Annotated in this window: 13 protein-coding genes and 1 pseudogene; 10 read left to right on the top strand and 4 right to left on the bottom strand. The window is 72.6% G+C overall.

From position 1 onward, the window contains the following. From cydD to fixK, 5 genes are all read left to right on the top strand, one after another. Positions 1-1,401: thiol reductant ABC exporter subunit CydD (gene cydD / locus AC07NX_RS20440; RefSeq protein WP_494644310.1), on the top strand; the 1,401-nt coding region annotated here is incomplete at its 5' end. Positions 1,402-1,558: 157 nt separating this feature from the next. Beyond that, positions 1,559-3,274 (top strand): amino acid ABC transporter ATP-binding/permease protein, encoded by a 1,716-nt coding sequence (locus AC07NX_RS20435; RefSeq protein WP_494644308.1) that lies wholly within the window; start codon positions 1,559-1,561, stop codon positions 3,272-3,274. Positions 3,275-3,307: 33 nt separating this feature from the next. Then, entirely contained in the window at positions 3,308-4,798 is a 1,491-nt protein-coding gene (locus AC07NX_RS20430) for a PAS domain S-box protein (protein ID WP_494644306.1), read from the top strand. Next, positions 4,791-5,414: a response regulator FixJ gene (gene fixJ, locus AC07NX_RS20425; protein ID WP_494644305.1), complete on the top strand. Its 624-nt coding sequence runs from the start codon at positions 4,791-4,793 to the stop codon at positions 5,412-5,414. Before AC07NX_RS20430 ends, fixJ begins: the two co-directional genes overlap by 8 nt. Positions 5,415-5,499: 85 nt before the next feature. Further along, positions 5,500-6,147: a transcriptional regulator FixK gene (gene fixK / locus AC07NX_RS20420; RefSeq protein WP_494644303.1), complete on the top strand. Its 648-nt coding sequence runs from the start codon at positions 5,500-5,502 to the stop codon at positions 6,145-6,147. An 85-nt stretch (positions 6,148-6,232) separates the two neighbouring features. Here fixK and AC07NX_RS20415 read toward each other — a convergent pair whose 3' ends face one another. Beyond that, the gene (locus AC07NX_RS20415) at positions 6,233-7,081 is read right to left on the bottom strand and encodes an aldose 1-epimerase (protein WP_494644301.1); all 849 of its coding nucleotides are present in this window, start codon (positions 7,079-7,081) and stop codon (positions 6,233-6,235) included. Between the two features lie 147 nt (positions 7,082-7,228). On the opposite strand from AC07NX_RS20415, the gene AC07NX_RS20410 reads away from it, so the two are divergent. From AC07NX_RS20410 to AC07NX_RS20400, 3 genes are all read left to right on the top strand, one after another. Continuing rightward, the gene (locus AC07NX_RS20410) at positions 7,229-8,392 is read left to right on the top strand and encodes a CaiB/BaiF CoA transferase family protein (RefSeq protein ID WP_494644299.1); all 1,164 of its coding nucleotides are present in this window, start codon (positions 7,229-7,231) and stop codon (positions 8,390-8,392) included. Beyond that, positions 8,389-9,552: a CaiB/BaiF CoA transferase family protein gene (locus AC07NX_RS20405; protein ID WP_494644297.1), complete on the top strand. Its 1,164-nt coding sequence runs from the start codon at positions 8,389-8,391 to the stop codon at positions 9,550-9,552. Before AC07NX_RS20410 ends, AC07NX_RS20405 begins: the two co-directional genes overlap by 4 nt. 674 nt (positions 9,553-10,226) lie before the next feature. Further along, on the top strand, positions 10,227-11,234 hold the full coding sequence (locus AC07NX_RS20400) for an SMP-30/gluconolactonase/LRE family protein (RefSeq protein ID WP_494644296.1): 1,008 nt from the start codon (positions 10,227-10,229) through the stop codon (positions 11,232-11,234). A 2-nt stretch (positions 11,235-11,236) separates the two neighbouring features. Here AC07NX_RS20400 and AC07NX_RS20395 read toward each other — a convergent pair whose 3' ends face one another. Both AC07NX_RS20395 and AC07NX_RS20390 read right to left on the bottom strand, forming a co-directional pair. Next, positions 11,237-12,133 carry a helix-turn-helix domain-containing protein gene (locus AC07NX_RS20395; protein ID WP_494644294.1) on the bottom strand — a complete coding sequence of 299 codons (897 nt, stop codon included), beginning with the start codon at positions 12,131-12,133 and terminating at the stop codon, positions 11,237-11,239. 105 nt (positions 12,134-12,238) lie between these two features. Then, positions 12,239-12,592: a hypothetical protein gene (locus AC07NX_RS20390; RefSeq protein WP_494644293.1), complete on the bottom strand. Its 354-nt coding sequence runs from the start codon at positions 12,590-12,592 to the stop codon at positions 12,239-12,241. Between the two features lie 158 nt (positions 12,593-12,750). Between AC07NX_RS20390 and AC07NX_RS20385 the strand changes: the two genes are divergently transcribed. Then, a complete protein-coding gene (locus tag AC07NX_RS20385; protein WP_494644292.1) occupies positions 12,751-15,798 on the top strand; it encodes a sensor histidine kinase in 3,048 nt (1,015 codons plus the stop codon). Next, complete coding sequence (locus tag AC07NX_RS20380; protein ID WP_035071842.1) at positions 15,795-16,433, top strand: response regulator transcription factor; 639 nt, start codon at positions 15,795-15,797, stop codon at positions 16,431-16,433. The genes AC07NX_RS20385 and AC07NX_RS20380 overlap by 4 nt, the downstream gene beginning before the upstream one ends. 85 nt (positions 16,434-16,518) lie before the next feature. Here the strand turns inward: AC07NX_RS20380 and AC07NX_RS20375 are convergent. After that, positions 16,519-16,824: pseudogene (locus tag AC07NX_RS20375) on the bottom strand (DUF1244 domain-containing protein); the annotation flags it as partial. Positions 16,825-16,848 lie beyond the last annotated feature (24 nt).

Below are 16,848 nucleotides of genomic sequence, written 5' to 3'. Positions count from 1 at the left end.
CTGCTGGCCAAGCGCGCCGCCCAGGCCGGGGCCCGGGCGGCGAGCAGGGTCAAGGCCCAGGCCCGCCACGGCGCCGTCGCCTCGGTGCTGGGCGGCCGCGTCACCGGCGGCGAGGCCCTGTCGGCCGTGGTCGAGGGGGTCGAGGCCCTGGACGGCCACGTGGCCCGTTTCGAGCCCGCCAGGCGGGCCGCGGGGCCCGCGGCCCTGCTGGTCATCGCCGCCATCGCCGTCGCGACGCCCGTGGCGGCCGGGATCCTACTGCTGACCCTGGTCCCGTTCGGCCTGGTCATGGCCCTGGCCGGCGGGGCGGCGGCCGAGGAGTCGCGGCGGCAGTTCCTGGCGCTTGAGCGGCTGTCCGGCCTGTTCCTCGACCGGGTGCGCGCCCTGCCGGTGGTGCTGGCCTTCCAGGCCGAGGGCGCGGTGACCCGCGACCTGTCCGTCGCCGCCGACGACCTGGCCCGGCGCACGATCCGTGTGCTGAGGATCGCCTTCCTGTCGTCCGGCGCGCTGGAGTTCTTCGCCGCCCTGTCGGTGGCCCTGGTGGCGGTCTATTGCGGCTTCAACCTGCTGCGGCTGCTGCCCTTCCCGGTCCCGGAACAGCTGGATCTGAAGCGCGCCTTCTTCGCCCTGGCCCTGGCCCCGGAGGTCTACGCCCCGCTGCGCCGGCTGGCCGCCGCCTATCACGACCGCCAGGCCGCCGAGGCCGCCGCCCTGACCCTGGCCGCCCTGCCCGTCCCCGCGCCCGCCCCGCCCGCCGTGGCCTTCGACGGCCCGCCGGCGATCCGCTTCCAGGCGGTGAGCGTGACCTACCAGGCCGGCGAAGCCTTCGTATTCGACCGCTTCGATCTCGACGTCGCCCCCGGCGAGGTCGTCGCCCTGCTCGGCCCCAGCGGCAGCGGCAAGACCACCCTGCTGAACCTGCTGCTGGGCCTGGCGCCGCTGAGCGGTGGTGAGGTGATGGTCGGCGACCGGCGCCTGTCGCTTCTGGGCTCCATCGCCGCCTCGGCCGCCTGGGCCGGGCAGTCGCCCGTCGTCCTGCCAGGGACCCTCGCCGACAACCTGGCCCTGGCCAACCCCGCCGCGACGCGAGCGGCGCTGGAGCAGGCCGCGCGCGTCGTCGGCCTGGACGCCGTGCTCGACGCCCGCGGCGGCCTGGACACGAGGCTCGACGAGCGCGGCGCGGGCCTGTCGGGCGGCGAGCGACGGCGGCTGGGCCTGGCCCGCGCCCTGCTCAAGTCCGCCCCGGTCCTGCTGCTGGACGAGCCCACCGCCGACCTCGACGCGGCGTCGGAACAGGCCCTGCTCCCGATCCTCCGCGCCGCCGCCCGGGGCCGCACCACCCTGATCGCCACCCATTCCGAGGCGGTCGCCGCCCTGGCCGACCGCGTGGTGCGGCTGTGAGAGCTCCCGAAAGGACGACCCATCAAAACTGTCATCCCGGACAAGCGCGCAGCGCGCAGATCCGGGACCGGCGCCTGAACGCAGGCGATCCCGGCGGTCCCGGATCGGCGGCCCTTCGGGCCTTGTCCGGGATGACAGGCGTTTGTGGGATGGGGTTATGAGCGGCCCCCTCGCCGCCCTGGTCCGCCAGCAGCGTCGGCGTCACGCCGACGGCCTGCGCCTGGCCGCCCTGTCGGCCGCCGTCGTCGGAGCCGGGTCGGTGCTGCTGCTGGGCCTGTCGGGCTGGTTCCTGACCGGGGCGGCGATCGCCGGCCTGGCGGGCCTGGTGGCGGCCCAGGCCTTCAACGTGCTGCTGCCCAGCGCCGGCATCCGCCTGCTGGCCATCCTGCGCACCGCCTTCCGCTATCTGGAGCGCCTGTCGGGCCACGCCGCGGCCCTGAAGGCCCTGGCCGCCATCCGCCCCGCCCTCTACGCGTCCCTGGCCGCCGCCCCGCCCGCCCAGGCCCTGGCCCTGTCGCGCGGCGAGGCCTCGGCCCGGCTGGTGCAGGACGTCGACGCGGTCGAGACCCGGCTGATCCGCCTCTCCGCCCCCTGGGGCGCGGGCGGCGCCGTCGCCGCCGGCCTGGCCATGGCCGCCCCCGCCGGCTGGGCGCCGGCCCTGGTCGTGGCCCTGGCCGTAGGTGCGACCGTGCTGGGCGTCCGCGCCCTGGCCCGCCGCCTGACCGCCCGCACCGGCCCGGAACTCCAGCAGGCCGCCGGCGACCTGAAGGACGCCCTGGCCGTCTACGCCGCCGCCGCGCCCGAGCTGCGGGTCTATGGCGTGCAGGACCGCGCCGCCGCCGAGATCGCCAGGAAGGGCGCGCGGCTGGACGACCTGAGGCGGGAAGCGGTCGCGGCGGCCGGATGGCTGGCCATGCTGCAGGGCGCGATCCTCGGCGTCGCCGTCGCCGGGGTCCTGGCCTTCGCCCACGGCGCCGCCACGCCCCTGGCGGCCATGGCCGGCCTGGCCGCCGCCATGGCCTTGGAGGGCCTGGCGGGACTCGGCAAGGCGTTCGAGCAGGACGCGGGAGCCGACGCGGCGGCGGCGCGGCTGGATACGGTGCTGGGGCATCAGCCAACGGTGGAAAAGGCGGAGGCGCAGGCCGTGCTGGGCCGTCCGGGCCTCGGGTTTGGAAATCTCATCCTCGAGCCCGGTTCGCGACTGGTTCTTACGGGTCCTTCGGGCTGCGGCAAGACCACCGTGTTGGAAAGGCTTATCGGCCTGCGCTCTCAAAAATCCGCTCATCCCGGCGAATGCCGGGACCCAGATGGAATGACTTTGAGGCTAATCCCAGAGGCCCCGAGCCCCATCCAATCATCCACACCGCCAAGGGATCTGGATCCCGGCGTTCGCCGGGATGAGCGGTTGAATTATGAGGGCCAGGAAACCAGCTCTCGAACCCGCGCCGCCTTCGCCCATGCCCCGCAGGACGCGGCGATGATCGCCGGCACGGTTCGCGCCAACCTCGCCCTGGCCGGCCCGCGCGCCGAGGAGGCCCTCTGGAACGCCCTGACCGACGCCGCCCTGGACGCCCGGGTCCGGGCCCTGCCGCAAGGCCTGGACACCTGGATCGGCGAGAACGGCGAGCGCCTGTCGGGCGGCGAGCGGCGACGGCTCTCCCTGGCGCGCGCCCTGCTGCGCGACGCGCCCTGGCTGCTGCTGGACGAACCCACCGAGGGCCTGGACGCCGCGACCGAGGCCCTGGTCGTCGCGCGCCTGGACGCCCGCCTGAACCGCACCGGCCAGGGCTTGGTGCTGGTCAGCCACCGTCCCGCGCCCCGCGCCCTGTGCGATCAGGAACTGCCAATCTCCCCGCCAGCGGCTATAGGGTAGCCGACCTTGCGCAGCGGAGGCCGCTATCACGTGATGACCACGGTTTCGGCCGGGACGCTGCACAGCGACCTGCGGCCTCGCGCCTATCTGGCGGCCATGGCCACGGTCCTGGCCTGCGGCCTGATCCAGCTGGCCCTGCCCCCCGGCTTCACGGCCCCCTCGGCCTTCCTGCTGTTCGTGCCGGCCGTGCTGATCAGCGCTGCGGTCGGTGGCCTGGCGCCGGGCCTGTTCGCCACCGTCCTGGCGGCCGGCGCGGTCTGGCTGCTGAAGGTGCAGGGGCGGCCCGACCAGGCCACGGCCTTGTCGAGCCTGGTGTTCGTGATGATCGGTTTCGGCATGTCGGTCGGCGGCGGCTGGTTCCACGCCGCCCGCTCGCGCGCGGCCGCCATGACCCATCACCTGCAGTCGATCCTCGATTCGGCCCCTGACGCGGTGATCGTCATCGACCCGGCCGGGGTCATGACCTCGTTCAGCCCGGCCGCCGAGCGCCTGTTCGGCTGGACCTCGTCCGAGGCGATCGGCCGGAACGTCAGCCTGCTGATGCCTGAGCCGGACCGCGGCGCCCACGACGGCTTCCTGGCGCGCTACGCCCAGACCCGCGAGAAGCGGATCATCGGCGTCGGCCGCGTGGTGGTGGGCCTGCGCAAGGACGGCAGCACCTTCCCGATGGAGCTGGCGGTGGGCGAGACCCGCGGCCTGCAGCCGTTCTACACCGGCTTCATCCGTGACCTGACCGAACGCCAGCAGACCGAAGCCCGGCTGCGCGACCTGCAGACCGAGCTGGTTCACGTCTCGCGCCTGACCGCCATGGGCGAGATGGCCTCGACCCTGGCCCACGAGCTGAACCAGCCGCTGTCGGCGATCGCCAACCTGCTGACCGGCTCGCGCCGCCTGATCGACCGCGGCCGTCCCGAGGACCAGGCCAAGGTCCGCGACGCGGTCGACAAGGCCTCGGCCCAGGCCCTGCGGGCGGGCGACGTGATCCACCGCATGCGCGAGTTCGTGCGGCGCGGGGCCAGCGAACGCGCGCCCGAGAGCCTGTCCAAGGTGGTCGAGGACGCCGCCGCCCTGGCCCTGATCGGCGCCCGCGAGCACCTGGTGACCACCCGCCTGCAGCTCGACCCGACCGCCGACGCGGTCTATGCCGACCGGGTGCAGATCCAGCAGGTGCTGGTGAACCTGATCCGCAACGCCGTCGACGCCATGGCCGACTCGCCGCGACGGGAACTGACGATCGCCAGCCAGCGGCTGGACACCGGTTCCGTTCAAGTCAGCGTCACCGACACCGGCTCGGGCATCAGCGACGATTTCCGCGAGCGCCTGTTCCAGCCGTTCATGACCACCAAGGCCGAGGGCATGGGGGTGGGCCTGTCGATCTCGCGCTCGATCATCGAGGCGCACGGCGGGCGCATCTGGGCCGATCCGAACCCGAAGGGCGGGACGGTGTTCCACTTCATCCTGCCGCCGCGTAGAGATGACGACGAGGACAACAGGCCAGGACAACAGGACGTGATCGATGAGTGAAGCCGTGGTCCACGTGGTCGACGACGACGAGAGCGCCCGCGAATCCCTGGCCTTCCTGCTGGAGGCGGCCGACTTCGAGGTGGTCAGCCACGCCTCGGCGCTCGCCCTGCTGGACGCCCTGCCCCTGGACGGCGCCGGCTGCGTGATCACCGACATGCGCATGCCCGACATGACCGGCCTGGAGCTGGTGCGCGAGCTCAACGCGCGGGGCTCGCGCGTGCCGATCGTCATGATCACCGGCCATGGCGACATCCCCCTGGCGGTCGAGGCGATGCGGGCCGGGGTGGCGGACTTCATCGAAAAGCCGTTCGGCGAGGCCCGGATCCTGGACGCCCTGAACCGCGCCCTGGAGGCCGCCCCCCCGCCCCTGGCCCAGAACAGCGGCGCGGCCTCCGACGACGCCGCCCTGGTCCGCCAGCGGCTGGAGACCTTGTCGGAACGCGAGCGCCAGGTGCTGGACGGCGTCGTCGACGGCCAGCCCAACAAGGTGATCGCCCGCGAGCTGGGGATCAGTCCGCGCACGGTCGAGATCTATCGCGCCAAGCTGATGGCCAAGATGCACGCCGACAACCTGGCCGCCCTGGTGCGCATGACCCTGTCGTCCCGGCGAGGCTAGGTAGTCCTCCTTAGGCGTAGGACCCGACTGTACCGCCAGGCTCCGGCGACGGAGATTGAGCGGGCCAAGAGATCGGGAAATCGCCATGCTGTCCGTGATCCAGACCCCCGTCCCCGCCTTCACGCGCCAGCCGGCGGCGATCGTGCTGGACGGCCTGCGCCAGAGCTACGGCCGTGACGAGACGATCTTCGACGAGGGCGAACCGGCCGACCGGATCTACCAGCTGATCTCCGGCGCCGTGCGCACCTGCCGGATCCTGCGCGACGGCCGGCGGCAGATCGAGGCCTTCCATTTCGCCGGCGACGTGTTCGGCCTGGAGAGCGGCGAGACCTACCGCGCGGCGGCCCAGACCCTGGGTCCCGCCCAGGTGCGGGCGATGCCGCGTCCGGCCCTGGAAGCCCTGGCCCGCGAGCGCGGCGACGTGGCCCGCCGGCTGCTGGAGCTGACCACCGACAGCCTGCGCCGCTGCCAGGACCACGTGCTGATGCTGGGGCGGCGCACCGCCTGCGAGCGGGTCGCGGCCCTGCTGCTGGACCTGGCCGAGCGGACGGGCGCCGAGGCCCTGCTGGACGTGCCCATGACCCGCCAGGACATGGCCGACTATCTGGGCCTGACCATCGAGACCGTGTCGCGCACCTTCACCCAGCTCCAGCACGACGGCCTGATCGCCCTGCCGACCACCCGCAAGGTGCTGCTGAGGGACCGGCGCGCGCTGGAGGCGATGGTGGATTGAAGGCTTAGGGCCTTCATCCTCCCTTTCAACCGTCATTCCGGGCACAAGGCCCGAAATGACGACCAAAAGAGAATAGGTGGACGCGCTAGCTCGACGCGACGTTCATCCAAACCGACGCGGTCTCGCCCGGCGCCAGGGTCCTGATCCCGCTGTCCTCGCCGTTGAACGGGTCGGGACGGTTGGCCACCGGCTCCGCGCAGACGAAGTCCGCGCCCGGCGGCGAATAGACGTGCAGCCAGCGGCACTCGGGCGAGCCGGTCAGGGTGGTGCTGGCCCCGCCCGGCGCCGACAGCGTCGCCATGCCGTTCCAGCCCGTATAGCAGTTGTCGATCAGGTCTGAGACCGCCGTCGGCGCGCCGGCCGCCCAGTCCGAGCGCCAGGGGCCCTCGACGTGGGTGGTGGGCAGGCAGTCCTCGTCGGTCAGCCAGACGCCGGTGACGCCGGCCTGCAGCCGCTCGCCCGGGCGCGCCGGGAAATAGGGGTGGAAGCCCAGGCCCACGGGCATCGGCTCGGCGCCGGTGTTGGTCACCGACAGGACTTGGCGCAGGCCGGCCTCGCCCAGGGTGAAGCGCTGCTCGGCGCGATAGGCCCAGGGCCATTCGCCGGGCGGGTGGTCGAAGGCCAGCACCGCCTCGGCCTCGCTCGCCGACACCACGCGCCAGGCCCCGCGCCAGGCCTGGCCGTGCAGGGCGTGCGGATGGTCGCCGAGGTTCGGCGACAGGGCGACGTCGCGGCCGCCGAAGCTGAAGCGCCCGTCGCGGATGCGGTTGCAGAACGGCGCGAGGGCGAAGTTGCCGGTCTCCAGCACCTCGGTCGTCCCGGCCGGCGCGGGCCGCAGCACATCGCGGCCGTCCCAGGTGAACCGTCCCACCGATCCGCCCAGGGCGGGCAGGAGCTCGACGCGGGCGCGGGCGGTCTGCAGGACGACGGTCATGGGGGCCTCGACGACGGAACGGAACGCGGCCTGCCTACGCATATCGCCTTGCCGAAACAAGCCTGGGAAACGCCGCCCTTCCCCAACGTCGCCCTAGGCGCGGCGGGACGGCCGTCGCATCATCCCGGCGAACAAAGGGCGGAGCGGATGGACAGACCCCTGGACGGCGTGCGGATCCTGGCGGTCGAGCAGTACGCCGCCGGCCCCTACGGCACCCAGCTGCTGAGCGAGCTGGGCGCGCAGGTGATCAAGATCGAGTCCCCGTCCCTGGGTGGCGACATCAGCCGGGGCCTGGGTCCCTATTTCCTCGGCCCCTCCTCCCCAGGGGGCGGCGACAGCCAGTTCTTCCAGACCTTCTCGCGCGGCAAGTCGTCGGTGGCCCTGGAGATCAAGACGCCGGAGGGCCGGGCCGACTTCGAGCGGTTGGCGGCCGGCGCCGACGCCGTGGTCAACAACCTGCGCGGCGACCAGCCGGAGAAGCTGGCGATCCGCTACGACGACCTGAAGACGCTCAACCCCGCCGTGGTCTGCGCCCATCTGTCCGCCTACGGACGAGGCAACAGCCGCGAGGCCTGGCCAGGCTACGACTACCTGATGCAGGCCGAGGCCGGGTTCATGACCCTGACGGGCGAGCCGGACGGGCCGCCGGTGCGCTTCGGCCTGTCGATGGTCGACTTCATGACCGGCTCGGTGTTCGCCCTGGGGATCGTCTCGGCGATCCTGGCGGCGCGGGCCAGCGGCAAGGGCTGCGACGTCGACGTGTCGCTGTTCGACGTGGCCCTGCACCAGACCTCCTATCCGGCGGTGTGGGCGATGAACGAGGGCCACCAGGTCGGCCGGCCGCCGCGCGGGGCGCACCCGTCGATCAGCCCTTCGCAGCGGGTGAGGACCCAGGACGGCTGGGGCATGCTGATGTGCCAGACCCAGCGCTTCTGGGAGGTGTGGTGCGACCTGGTCGGCCGGTCCGAGCTGAAGGCCGATCCCCGTTTCGCCGACATGCCGGCCCGCCGCGCCAATCTCGACGCCCTGACCCCGATCCTCGACGCGGTGATGGTCCAGCGCACCGGCGCCGACTGGCTGGCCTGTCTGGGCGGCCGCGTGCCGTTCGCGCCGATCGCCGACCTGGCCCAGGCCCTGGACAGCCCGTTCGTGGCCGAGGTGGCCATGCGCGACCGCATCGACCATCCGGCCCGGCCCCAGGGCCTGGACATGCTGGCCTGCCCGATCAGGATCGACGGCCAGCGCATGCCCGCCGCCCGCGCCCCGGCGCTGGGCGAGCACAACGACCCGCTGCTGGGGCGCGCGCCATGAAGCTCGACGGCGTCAAGGTCCTGGACCTGTCCCTGTTCCTGCCGGGGCCCATGCTGACCCTGATGATGGCCGACCACGGCGCCGACGTGATCAAGGTCGAGCCGGCCGGCGAGGGCGAGCCCAGCCGCCACATCGGCCTGTCGACCCACGGCCAGGCCGTCTGGTTCCGCAACACCCATCGCGGCAAGCGCTCGGTGCAGCTGGACCTGAAGAGCGCCGAGGGCCAGGCCGCCTTCTGGACGCTGGCGGCGGACGCCGACGTGCTGGTCGAGGCCTTCCGGCCCGGCGTGGTCGACCGGCTGGGCGTCGGCTACGCGGCGGTGAAGGCCGTCAATCCGGGCGTCGTCTACTGCTCGATCAGCGCCTTCGGCCAGGACGGCCCTTATCGGGACCGGCCGGCCCACGACCTGGCCGTCGAGGCCCTGGCGGGCCTGGTGGCCCTGAACGAGGGCCAGGACGGCAAGCCGGCCATGCCCGGCCTGATGGCCGCCGACGCCCTGGCCTCGCTGACCGCCCTGTCGGGGGTGCTGATGGCCCTGCTGCGCCGGGAGAAGACCGGCCTGGGCGACCATCTCGACGTCGCCATGCTGGACAGCCTGATGGCCTGGACGCCGAACGCCACCGGCCCGGTGTTCGCGGAAGGCCGCGCCAATGTCCCCAAGGCCGAGCGATCCTGGGGCGGGGCGGCGATGTTCAATCTCTATGAATGCGCCGACGGCCGATGGATCGTGCTGGGCGGCTCGGAGGTGAAGTTCGCGGCCAACCTGCTGGAAGCGCTGGGGCGTCCCGACCTGCTGGACCCTGCACTGCTGCCGCCCGGTCCGGGCCAGGAACCGCTGCGGGCCTTCTTCCGCGAAACGTTCCGTACACGGACCCAGGCCGCGTGGGAGGCGTGGTTCGAGGGCCGCGACATCTGCTTCGCGCCGGTGCGGAGCCTGAAGGACGCCTTCGACGATCCCGCCGTCGCGGCGCGGGGGATGATCTGGCGGGATGCGAACGGCGACGCCGTGGTCGGCACGCCGCTGCGGTTTCGCCAGGAGCCCGGGCGGGTGGATCCCAAGGCCCCGGCGCTGGACGAGCACCGGGGCCAGGGGTGGCGGCCTCCCAGACCCTCCGAGCGGGCTGGGCCCGCGCCGCGGGCGTGGGAAGAAGAGGGATGACGCGAGGATAGGCCGGGGTCGAAGCGAAGAAAATCAACGCTCTAATTTTTCTCGACCCGATTTGGTCCTCACCCCTTCGAACCGCCCTTATCCTGATCCCACCTGAAGGCACGGGGAGGGCGCACGTACGGCGACCGATGCGGCTTTCGGAGGTGGACGAGCGGGAAGCGCTCGCCGGCGGTCCTTGGATGGACGCCGCGGTCGGTTCGAGGCAGGCGCTCCGATGCAAGGGGCCGAAACCTCGGCGCCGCGGTGGCGGGTGAGCGCAACAGGCCCGGGCTGAAATCGCCCGGGCGGTCCGGAGAGGTCGTCAACTCTCCGCCCGTCGGGGGCCTCCATCGGGGCGGGTTAAGAATCCGCGACCCGAAGGCTTCCGGATAACGGCTCCACGCGAAGCGCCTGCACTTCGTCGAAACGGTAACAACATCAAAGCTACTCCGGGCGAGGCCCGGGCGCTTCGCACCCTCCCCATCCCATCGCAGCTTCGGCGCGTGAGCGTGAAGCCGTGCGTGAAGACCCCCTCAGTCGGCCTCGCCGACAGCTCCCCCAGAGGGGGAGCAGTTGTGCGATGCGGCGGCGCCGACCAGATCCTCCCCATCCCGGTGGCGCGCCGGCGCGACGCGGGGCACAAGATCAAGGCCGACGATTCGCCCCCGACGACAGGAGCCCGCCTCGTGAGCCAAGCCTTCCGGATGACGCGCCGCGGCGTGGCGGCCTCGATCCTGACCCTCGCCGCCGCGCCGGCGCTCGCCAGGACCGGGACCTACCCGGTGGTCGGCAAGGTCGAGCGCCTGGACCCGGCCCTGGACGCCCTGGTCGACGCCGACGCGCCGGTCGAGCAGGTGCTGGACGGCTTCACCTGGAGCGAGGGGCCGGTCTGGGTCGGCGGCAAGGACGGCTTCCTGCTGGTCTCGGACGTGCCCGCCAACAAGATCCTGCGCTGGTCCCCGGCGGCGGGCGGCGCGGTCTGGCTGTCGCCGTCCGGCTATGCGGGTCCGGAGACCAACAGCCTGCGCGAGGCTGGCTCGAACGGCCTGATCCTGGCGCGCGGCGGGCTGGTGGTCGGCGACAGCGGCAACCGCTGCGTCTCGCGCATCGACCTGAAGACCCGCAAGAAGACGGTCCTGGCGTCCAGCTTCGAGGGCAAGCGCCTCAACAGCCCCAATGACCTGGTCCTGGCCCGCGACGGGACGATCTATTTCACCGATCCGCCGTGGGGCCTGAAGGGCGACTGGCGCTCGCCCTACCGCCAGACCGACTATGCCGGCGTCTATCGCCTGGGCACCGACAACAGCCTGACGATCATCGACAGGACCGTCGAGCCGAACGGCGTGGGCCTGTCGCCCGACGGCCGGACGCTGTACGCCACCGACCGCAAGTCCGGCTGGGTGGCCTGGGACCTGGACGCGAACGGCGCGCCGACCGCCCGCCGGCAGTTCGTCGACCGCGTCGCCACCGGCATCGCCGGCGGCGACGGCCTGAAGGTCGATCGCGCCGGAAACCTGTGGGCCTCGAGCAAGGACGGGATCTCGATCTTCACCCCGGCCGGCCAGCGGATCGGGATCATCCGGGCCGACGACGTGATCTCCAACTGCGAGCTGGCCGCCGACGGCCACCTCTACATGTCGTCCAACCACCGCGTGATCCGGGTCAGGGTCAAGGCCCGGAAGCTGGCCTTCTGAGCCTATTGCTGCACCTCGCGGCGCCAGGCGGCCGGGCTGGCCCCGACTTCGCGGGTGAACACCCGGGTCAGGTGGCTCTGGTCGGCGAAGCCGCAGCTCAGCGCCACGCTCGACAGCGGCATGCGGCACGAGCGGATCAGGTCCTTGGCCGCTTCCAGCCGCCGCTGGACCAGCCACTGGTGCGGCGTGGCGCCGAACGACCGCCGGAACGACCGCGAGAAATGTCCCACCGACAGGCCGCACTGGCGCGCCACCTCGGCCAGGGGCGTCGCGCCGTCGAGATTGGCGGCGAGGATCTCGCGGGCCCTGCGGGTCTGCCACGGCGCGAGCCCGCCGCGCACGGCCCGCGACTTGGCCGCCATGCCGCCGTAGCGGGCGGCCACGTGGGCGGCCAGGGCCAGGATCAGGTGGTCGACGAACGGCGGGTTCTGGGCGACGCCGACCCGCAGGTCGGCCAGGATCGCGGCGCCCAGGCCGGCGATCGTCGGGTCCTCGAGGCCGCCCCCCGGCGCGTAGTCGAGATCGCCGATCGGGACGGCGTCGGAGTCCGCGGCGATCGCGTCGAAGGCGGCGCGGGGAATGTGGACGTGCAGCGCGTGATAGGGCTGGTCCAGCACCAGCCGCGGGCCCCGCCGCAGGTCGTGGAACAGGATCTCGCCCGCCGCGATGTCGCGGGTCGGGGCCGCCACGCCGTCCTCCCAGTACCGCTGCCCCGGATAGTCGACCAGCTGCAGCCGGACCATCAGGACATCGACCCGCGGCGCCAGGGGCGTGACGTCCAGCGACGGCTCCGGCAGCCGGATCTCGACCGCCGCCGCCTTCAGCTTGCCCGGACGAGCCGGGACGCCGAAGATCTCCGCGAGGCCGGACGCCTTCTCCGGAATGCTACCGACGGTCATGACACGCTCCCCCGGGTTGCAAGGACATGGCCGGACGATCGACCCAAGGCGAGACCCGGTAAATCCCGAACGGGTAGGCGCTCGCCGCCCGATCGGGTGGCCCCCTCAGTCGTCCAGCCGGATCACGCGCCGGCCGAACAGCCGCGCGTCCAGCGAATAGGCGCCGCCTCCGGTGAGCGCCAGCCCGGCGACATGCAGGGCGTTGAGCGCCAGGACGGCCGACAAGGCGCCACCCGCCCTCGCCGCGCCGACCAACACCAGGACGGCGCAACAGGCCGCGGCGAAGCGGGTCAGGAGCCCGGCCGCCAGGCTGGCCGCGAGAACAAGGACGGGGAAGGCGATCCAGGGCGCCGGCGCGAAACCGCGCAGGACGAGCGCCAGCGCCGCGGCGGCGGCCAGGCGTCCGAGCAGGAGCGCCACGCCGACCAGACCGCCCGGAAACATGGCGCCGAGAAACATGGGACGCCTCCTGTTGCAGGCCACAGCGCTATCCCGCCCGGCGCCCCGCCGTTAAGCTCCCAACGGGGGAGCCGCGCGTCACCCTTTCGAGATTTCGCGCGACCCTTGCTCGTGAAAGCAAGGCCTCGAGCGTTTGCGGCCGGCGGGGGCGATCAAGCATGAGGACGGCCGCCAGACTTCTCCTCGCGATCGCCCTGCTGCTGGGCCTGGGCGGCCGGGCCCTGGCCCTGGACCCGGCCCGTTCGATCCTTCAGTTCAAGCACACCAGCTGGACGGCGGAGGACGGCGCCCCGACCAATATCTGGGCCCTGGCCCAGACGTCCGACGGCTATCTGTGGCTGGGCGCGGCCAGCGGCCTCTATCGGTTCGACGGCGTCGCGTTCGAGGCCGTTCCCCTGGCCGACGACGACTATTCCCATTCCCAGCACGTCAACGCCCTGGTCGTCACCCGCTCGGGCGAACTCTGGGCCGGCTATCGGCGGGGCGGCGTCGCGGTCTTTCGCGACGGCAGGCTGCGCGAGCTTCCCAGCGCCGGCCGCGACGGCGTCCTGACCATGACCGCCGCCCCGGACGGGGCCGTCTGGGCGGCGCTCAACAACATCCGGCACAACCTGGCGCGGTTCGTCGGCGACAAGCGGCAGGACATCGACCCGTCCTGGAACCTGCCCCAAGGCTACATCATGGACCTGAGGGTCACGCGTGACGGGACCCTGTGGGTGGCGATCGACGGCAGCCTTTCGTTCCTGCGGCCCGGCGCGCGGCGCTTCGAGCGCGCCGACGTCGTCATCGGCGCGGGGGCGGGCCTGGCCGAGGACGCCGGCGGCCGGCTGTGGGTGTCGGACTCACTGGGCGCCCGCCCCCTGCCGGACCTCGCCCGGGGCGAGGCGGCCCAGTCCGGCGCGGCGGGCTACGCGGTCTCCGACTCCGCCCGCTACGCCCGCATCCTGTTCGACCGCGACGGCGGCCTCTGGGGCACGACCTTCTCGACCGGCGCCTTCCGGGTCGCCAAGCCGGACGCCGCCCTGGCCGTCGGCGCGTCGAGGCCGCACGCCGAGACCTACGAGGCCAGGGACGGGCTGAGCTCCAACAAGGCCGTGCCGATCCTGGAGGATCGGGAGGGCAATCTCTGGATCGGCACGTCGGTCGGCCTCGACCGCCTGCGGGCGGCCAATGTGGTGGTCGAGCCCGGGATCGCCCGGTCGTCGCGCTTCGGCTACATCCAGTTCGCCGACCGGGACGGGGCGGTCTGGGCGGCCGACAGCGAGACCGTCTACCGGGCCCTGCCCGGCCAGGCGCCCAAGGTGATCCGTGACGGGCTCGACAACCCGACGGCGCTTTGCCAGGACAGGGCTGGCGCGATGTGGCTGGGCGCCGGGGACGTCCTGACCCAGCTCAAAAGCCCGCCGCGAACCGCCATCCCGCCCGTTCCGTCCGGCGCGCCCTACACCGGATGCGTGATCGACCGCCGTGGCGACCTTTGGCTGGCGCTGTTCGCGAATGGATATGGCCGCCTCGACGCCCAGGGCCGGTGGACGGTGTTTCCGCCGCGCGCTCCGAACGCCATCCACAGCAACGTCGAGATCGACCGCGAAGGCCGCGTGCTGCTGCCCAGGCCGACGACGCTGACGCGGGTCGCCCCGGACGGAACCGTCCAGACTCTCCGCCCGCCCGCCAACCTGGCCGTCGGCGGCATGCGCGCCTTCTATCAGGGACCAGACGATTTCCTGATCGGCTGCGAGTTCGGATTGCTGCGCCTGACCGGCGACCGGTTCCAGGCCCTGCAGGTCGCGCGCTTTCCCTGGGCCAAGGGCGTCCAGGGCGTCGTCCAGACTCCGGGCGGCGAGACCTGGGTCCTCGGGGCCCTGGGCGTCGTCCAGATGCGGACGCAAGACCTCGACCGCGCGTTCGACGACCCCACGCGGCCGCTGAACTACCGATTGTTCGACATGAAGGACGGACTGCCCGGCCCGCCCCAGCAGAACGGGGTCAGGGACCTCGTCCGGGGCGGCGACGGGCGGATCTGGCTGCTGACGCTGGAAGGCGTCGCCTGGATCGATCCGGCCCGCATCGCCCGCAACGCCCTGCCCCCGCCGGTCGCGATCCGTAGCCTGACGGTCAACGGCCAGGTCCGCCGCAATCCGCGCGATCTGGTCCTGCCCAAGGGCGCCTCGAAACTGCAGATCGACTACACCGCCCTGAGCCTGAGCATCCCCGAACGCGTGCGCTTCCGCTACCGCCTGGAAGGGGTCGACAAGGACTGGGTCGAGGCCGGCGGGCGGCGGCAGGCCTTCTACACCAACCTCAAGCCCGGACGGTATCGCTTCCAGGTCGTGGCCGCCAACAACGACGGGGTCTGGAACGATCGGGGCGCGGTCCTGGCCTTCCAGATCCCGCCGACCTTCGTCCAGACCAACCTGTTCCGCGTGCTCTGCGTCCTGGCGCTGATCGGCCTGCTCTGGGGTCTCTACGCCCTGCGGCTGCGCCAGATGTCCGTCCGCATCCACGGCCGGCTGCAGGACCGCATGGCCGAGCGCGAACGCATCGCCCGCGAACTGCACGACACCCTGCTGCAGGGCATCCAGGGCCTGATGCTGCGCCTGCAGTCGGTGACCGACCAGATCCCCGCCGACCTGCCGGCCCGGCAGGCGCTGGAAAGCGCGCTGGACCGGGCCGACGACGTCATCGTCGAGGGCCGAGACCGGGTGAAGAGCCTGCGCGCCGACAAGGCCGGCGACCTGCACGAGATCCTGGCCGGGCTGGTCGAACGCCTCGGCCTGGAGCCGGCCATCAAGGTGCGGATGGTGGTCGAGGGGCCGCCCCGGCGCCTGCACCCGCTGGTCCGCGAGGAGATCGAACGGATCGCGTCCGAGGCCCTGTTCAACACCCAGCGCCACGCCCAGGCCCGCAATGTCGAGATCGACGTCGGCTATGGCCGCGGCGCGCTGAGCGTGCGGTTCCGCGACGACGGCGTCGGCCTGGACCAGGCCGTGCTCGACAGCGGCCGGCGCGAGGGCCATTTCGGCCTGACGGGCATGGGCGAACGCGCCCGCAAGATCCAGGCGGCGTTCGAACTCCGCAGCCGGCCCGGGGCCGGCGCCGAGATCGAGTTGACCGTCCCGGGCGGCGTCGCCTACCTCGGTCCGGGCCGGCGAGCCTGGCCCTTCGCCCCGCGCCGCCGAGCCCTGACGAGCGGAGACCTGACATGACCGCCGCCCCCAGCGACCCGCGGATCCGCGTCCTGGTCGTCGACGACCATCCGATGCTGCGCGAGGGCGTGGCGGCGGTCCTCGCCCTGCAGCCGGACATGGTGCTGGTCGGCGAGGCGGGGGACGGCGCCGAGGCCGTGGCGCGTCATCGCGAGCTGCGCCCCGACGTGACGCTGATGGACCTGCAGATGCCCGGCATGACGGGGCTGGAGGCCATCGAGGCCATCCGCGCCGAGGTCCCCACGGCCCGGATCGTGGTGCTGACCACCTATGCCGGCGACGTCCAGGCCCTGCGCGCCCTGAAGGCCGGCGCCACCGGCTATCTGCTCAAGAGCACCCTGCGCCGCGAACTGCTCGACACGATCCGCAACGTCCACGCCGGCCGCCGCCAGCTGCAGCCCGAAGTCGCCCACGAGATCGCCATCCACGCCGTCGACGAGGCCCTCAGCGAGCGCGAGATCCACGTGCTGCGCCTGGTGGCCGCGGGGCGCGCCAACAAGCAGATCGCCTGGGACCTGTCGCTGTCGGAGGATACGGTGAAGGCCCACCTCAAGAGCATCTTCGCCAAGCTCGACGTCGCCGATCGCACCCATGCGGTCACCGTGGCGGCCCGGCGCGGGGTCATCGAGATCTGATTTGAACTTAGCGGCCCGGCTCGGTCATGGCCGGCGGGTCGCTGGCGGGAAAGCTGTCCTCCAGCGCCTCGTCCAGCCGGGCGTCCCGCTCGGCGCGCAATCGCTCGTTAAGCGCCACGCTGGCTTCCATGCGCGCCAGCTGCTCGGGCGTCGCGGCCCCCTGGTGGCGCGCCTTCCACTCGGACTGCGGCATGCCATAGACCGCCTCGCGGGCCTGGTCCCGGCTCAGCGCGCCCTCCGAGGCCTCGCTCACCCAGTCGCCCAGGCAGTTGCGGCAGAAGCCGGCCACGCCCATCAGGTCGACGTTCTGGGCGTCGGTGCGCAGGCGCAGGTGCTCGACCAGCCTATGGAAGGCGGCGGCGGCGAGACGGTCGTCGATCGGCGTGGTCATGGTGCTGGCCCGAAATGTCATCCG

The organism is Caulobacter sp. GW821-FHT09A05, from assembly GCF_059418465.1.
The sequence above is the reverse complement of the archived record's forward strand: the minus strand, read 5'-3'. Positions and strand labels throughout refer to the sequence as shown.

What these genes read in the sequence shown, in the direction of transcription:
- AC07NX_RS20435 (WP_494644308.1), top strand. Translation starts at nt 1,559, where the DNA reads ATGAGCGGCCCCCTCGCCGCCCTGGTCCGCCAGCAGCGTCGGCGTCAC.
- AC07NX_RS20430 (WP_494644306.1), top strand. Translation starts at nt 3,308, where the DNA reads ATGACCACGGTTTCGGCCGGGACGCTGCACAGCGACCTGCGGCCTCGC.
- fixJ (WP_494644305.1), top strand. Translation starts at nt 4,791, where the DNA reads ATGAGTGAAGCCGTGGTCCACGTGGTCGACGACGACGAGAGCGCCCGC.
- fixK (WP_494644303.1), top strand. Translation starts at nt 5,500, where the DNA reads ATGCTGTCCGTGATCCAGACCCCCGTCCCCGCCTTCACGCGCCAGCCG.
- AC07NX_RS20415 (WP_494644301.1), bottom strand. Translation starts at nt 7,081, where the DNA reads ATGACCGTCGTCCTGCAGACCGCCCGCGCCCGCGTCGAGCTCCTGCCC.
- AC07NX_RS20410 (WP_494644299.1), top strand. Translation starts at nt 7,229, where the DNA reads ATGGACAGACCCCTGGACGGCGTGCGGATCCTGGCGGTCGAGCAGTAC.
- AC07NX_RS20405 (WP_494644297.1), top strand. Translation starts at nt 8,389, where the DNA reads ATGAAGCTCGACGGCGTCAAGGTCCTGGACCTGTCCCTGTTCCTGCCG.
- AC07NX_RS20395 (WP_494644294.1), bottom strand. Translation starts at nt 12,133, where the DNA reads ATGACCGTCGGTAGCATTCCGGAGAAGGCGTCCGGCCTCGCGGAGATC.
- AC07NX_RS20390 (WP_494644293.1), bottom strand. Translation starts at nt 12,592, where the DNA reads ATGTTTCTCGGCGCCATGTTTCCGGGCGGTCTGGTCGGCGTGGCGCTC.
- AC07NX_RS20385 (WP_494644292.1), top strand. Translation starts at nt 12,751, where the DNA reads ATGAGGACGGCCGCCAGACTTCTCCTCGCGATCGCCCTGCTGCTGGGC.
- AC07NX_RS20380 (WP_035071842.1), top strand. Translation starts at nt 15,795, where the DNA reads ATGACCGCCGCCCCCAGCGACCCGCGGATCCGCGTCCTGGTCGTCGAC.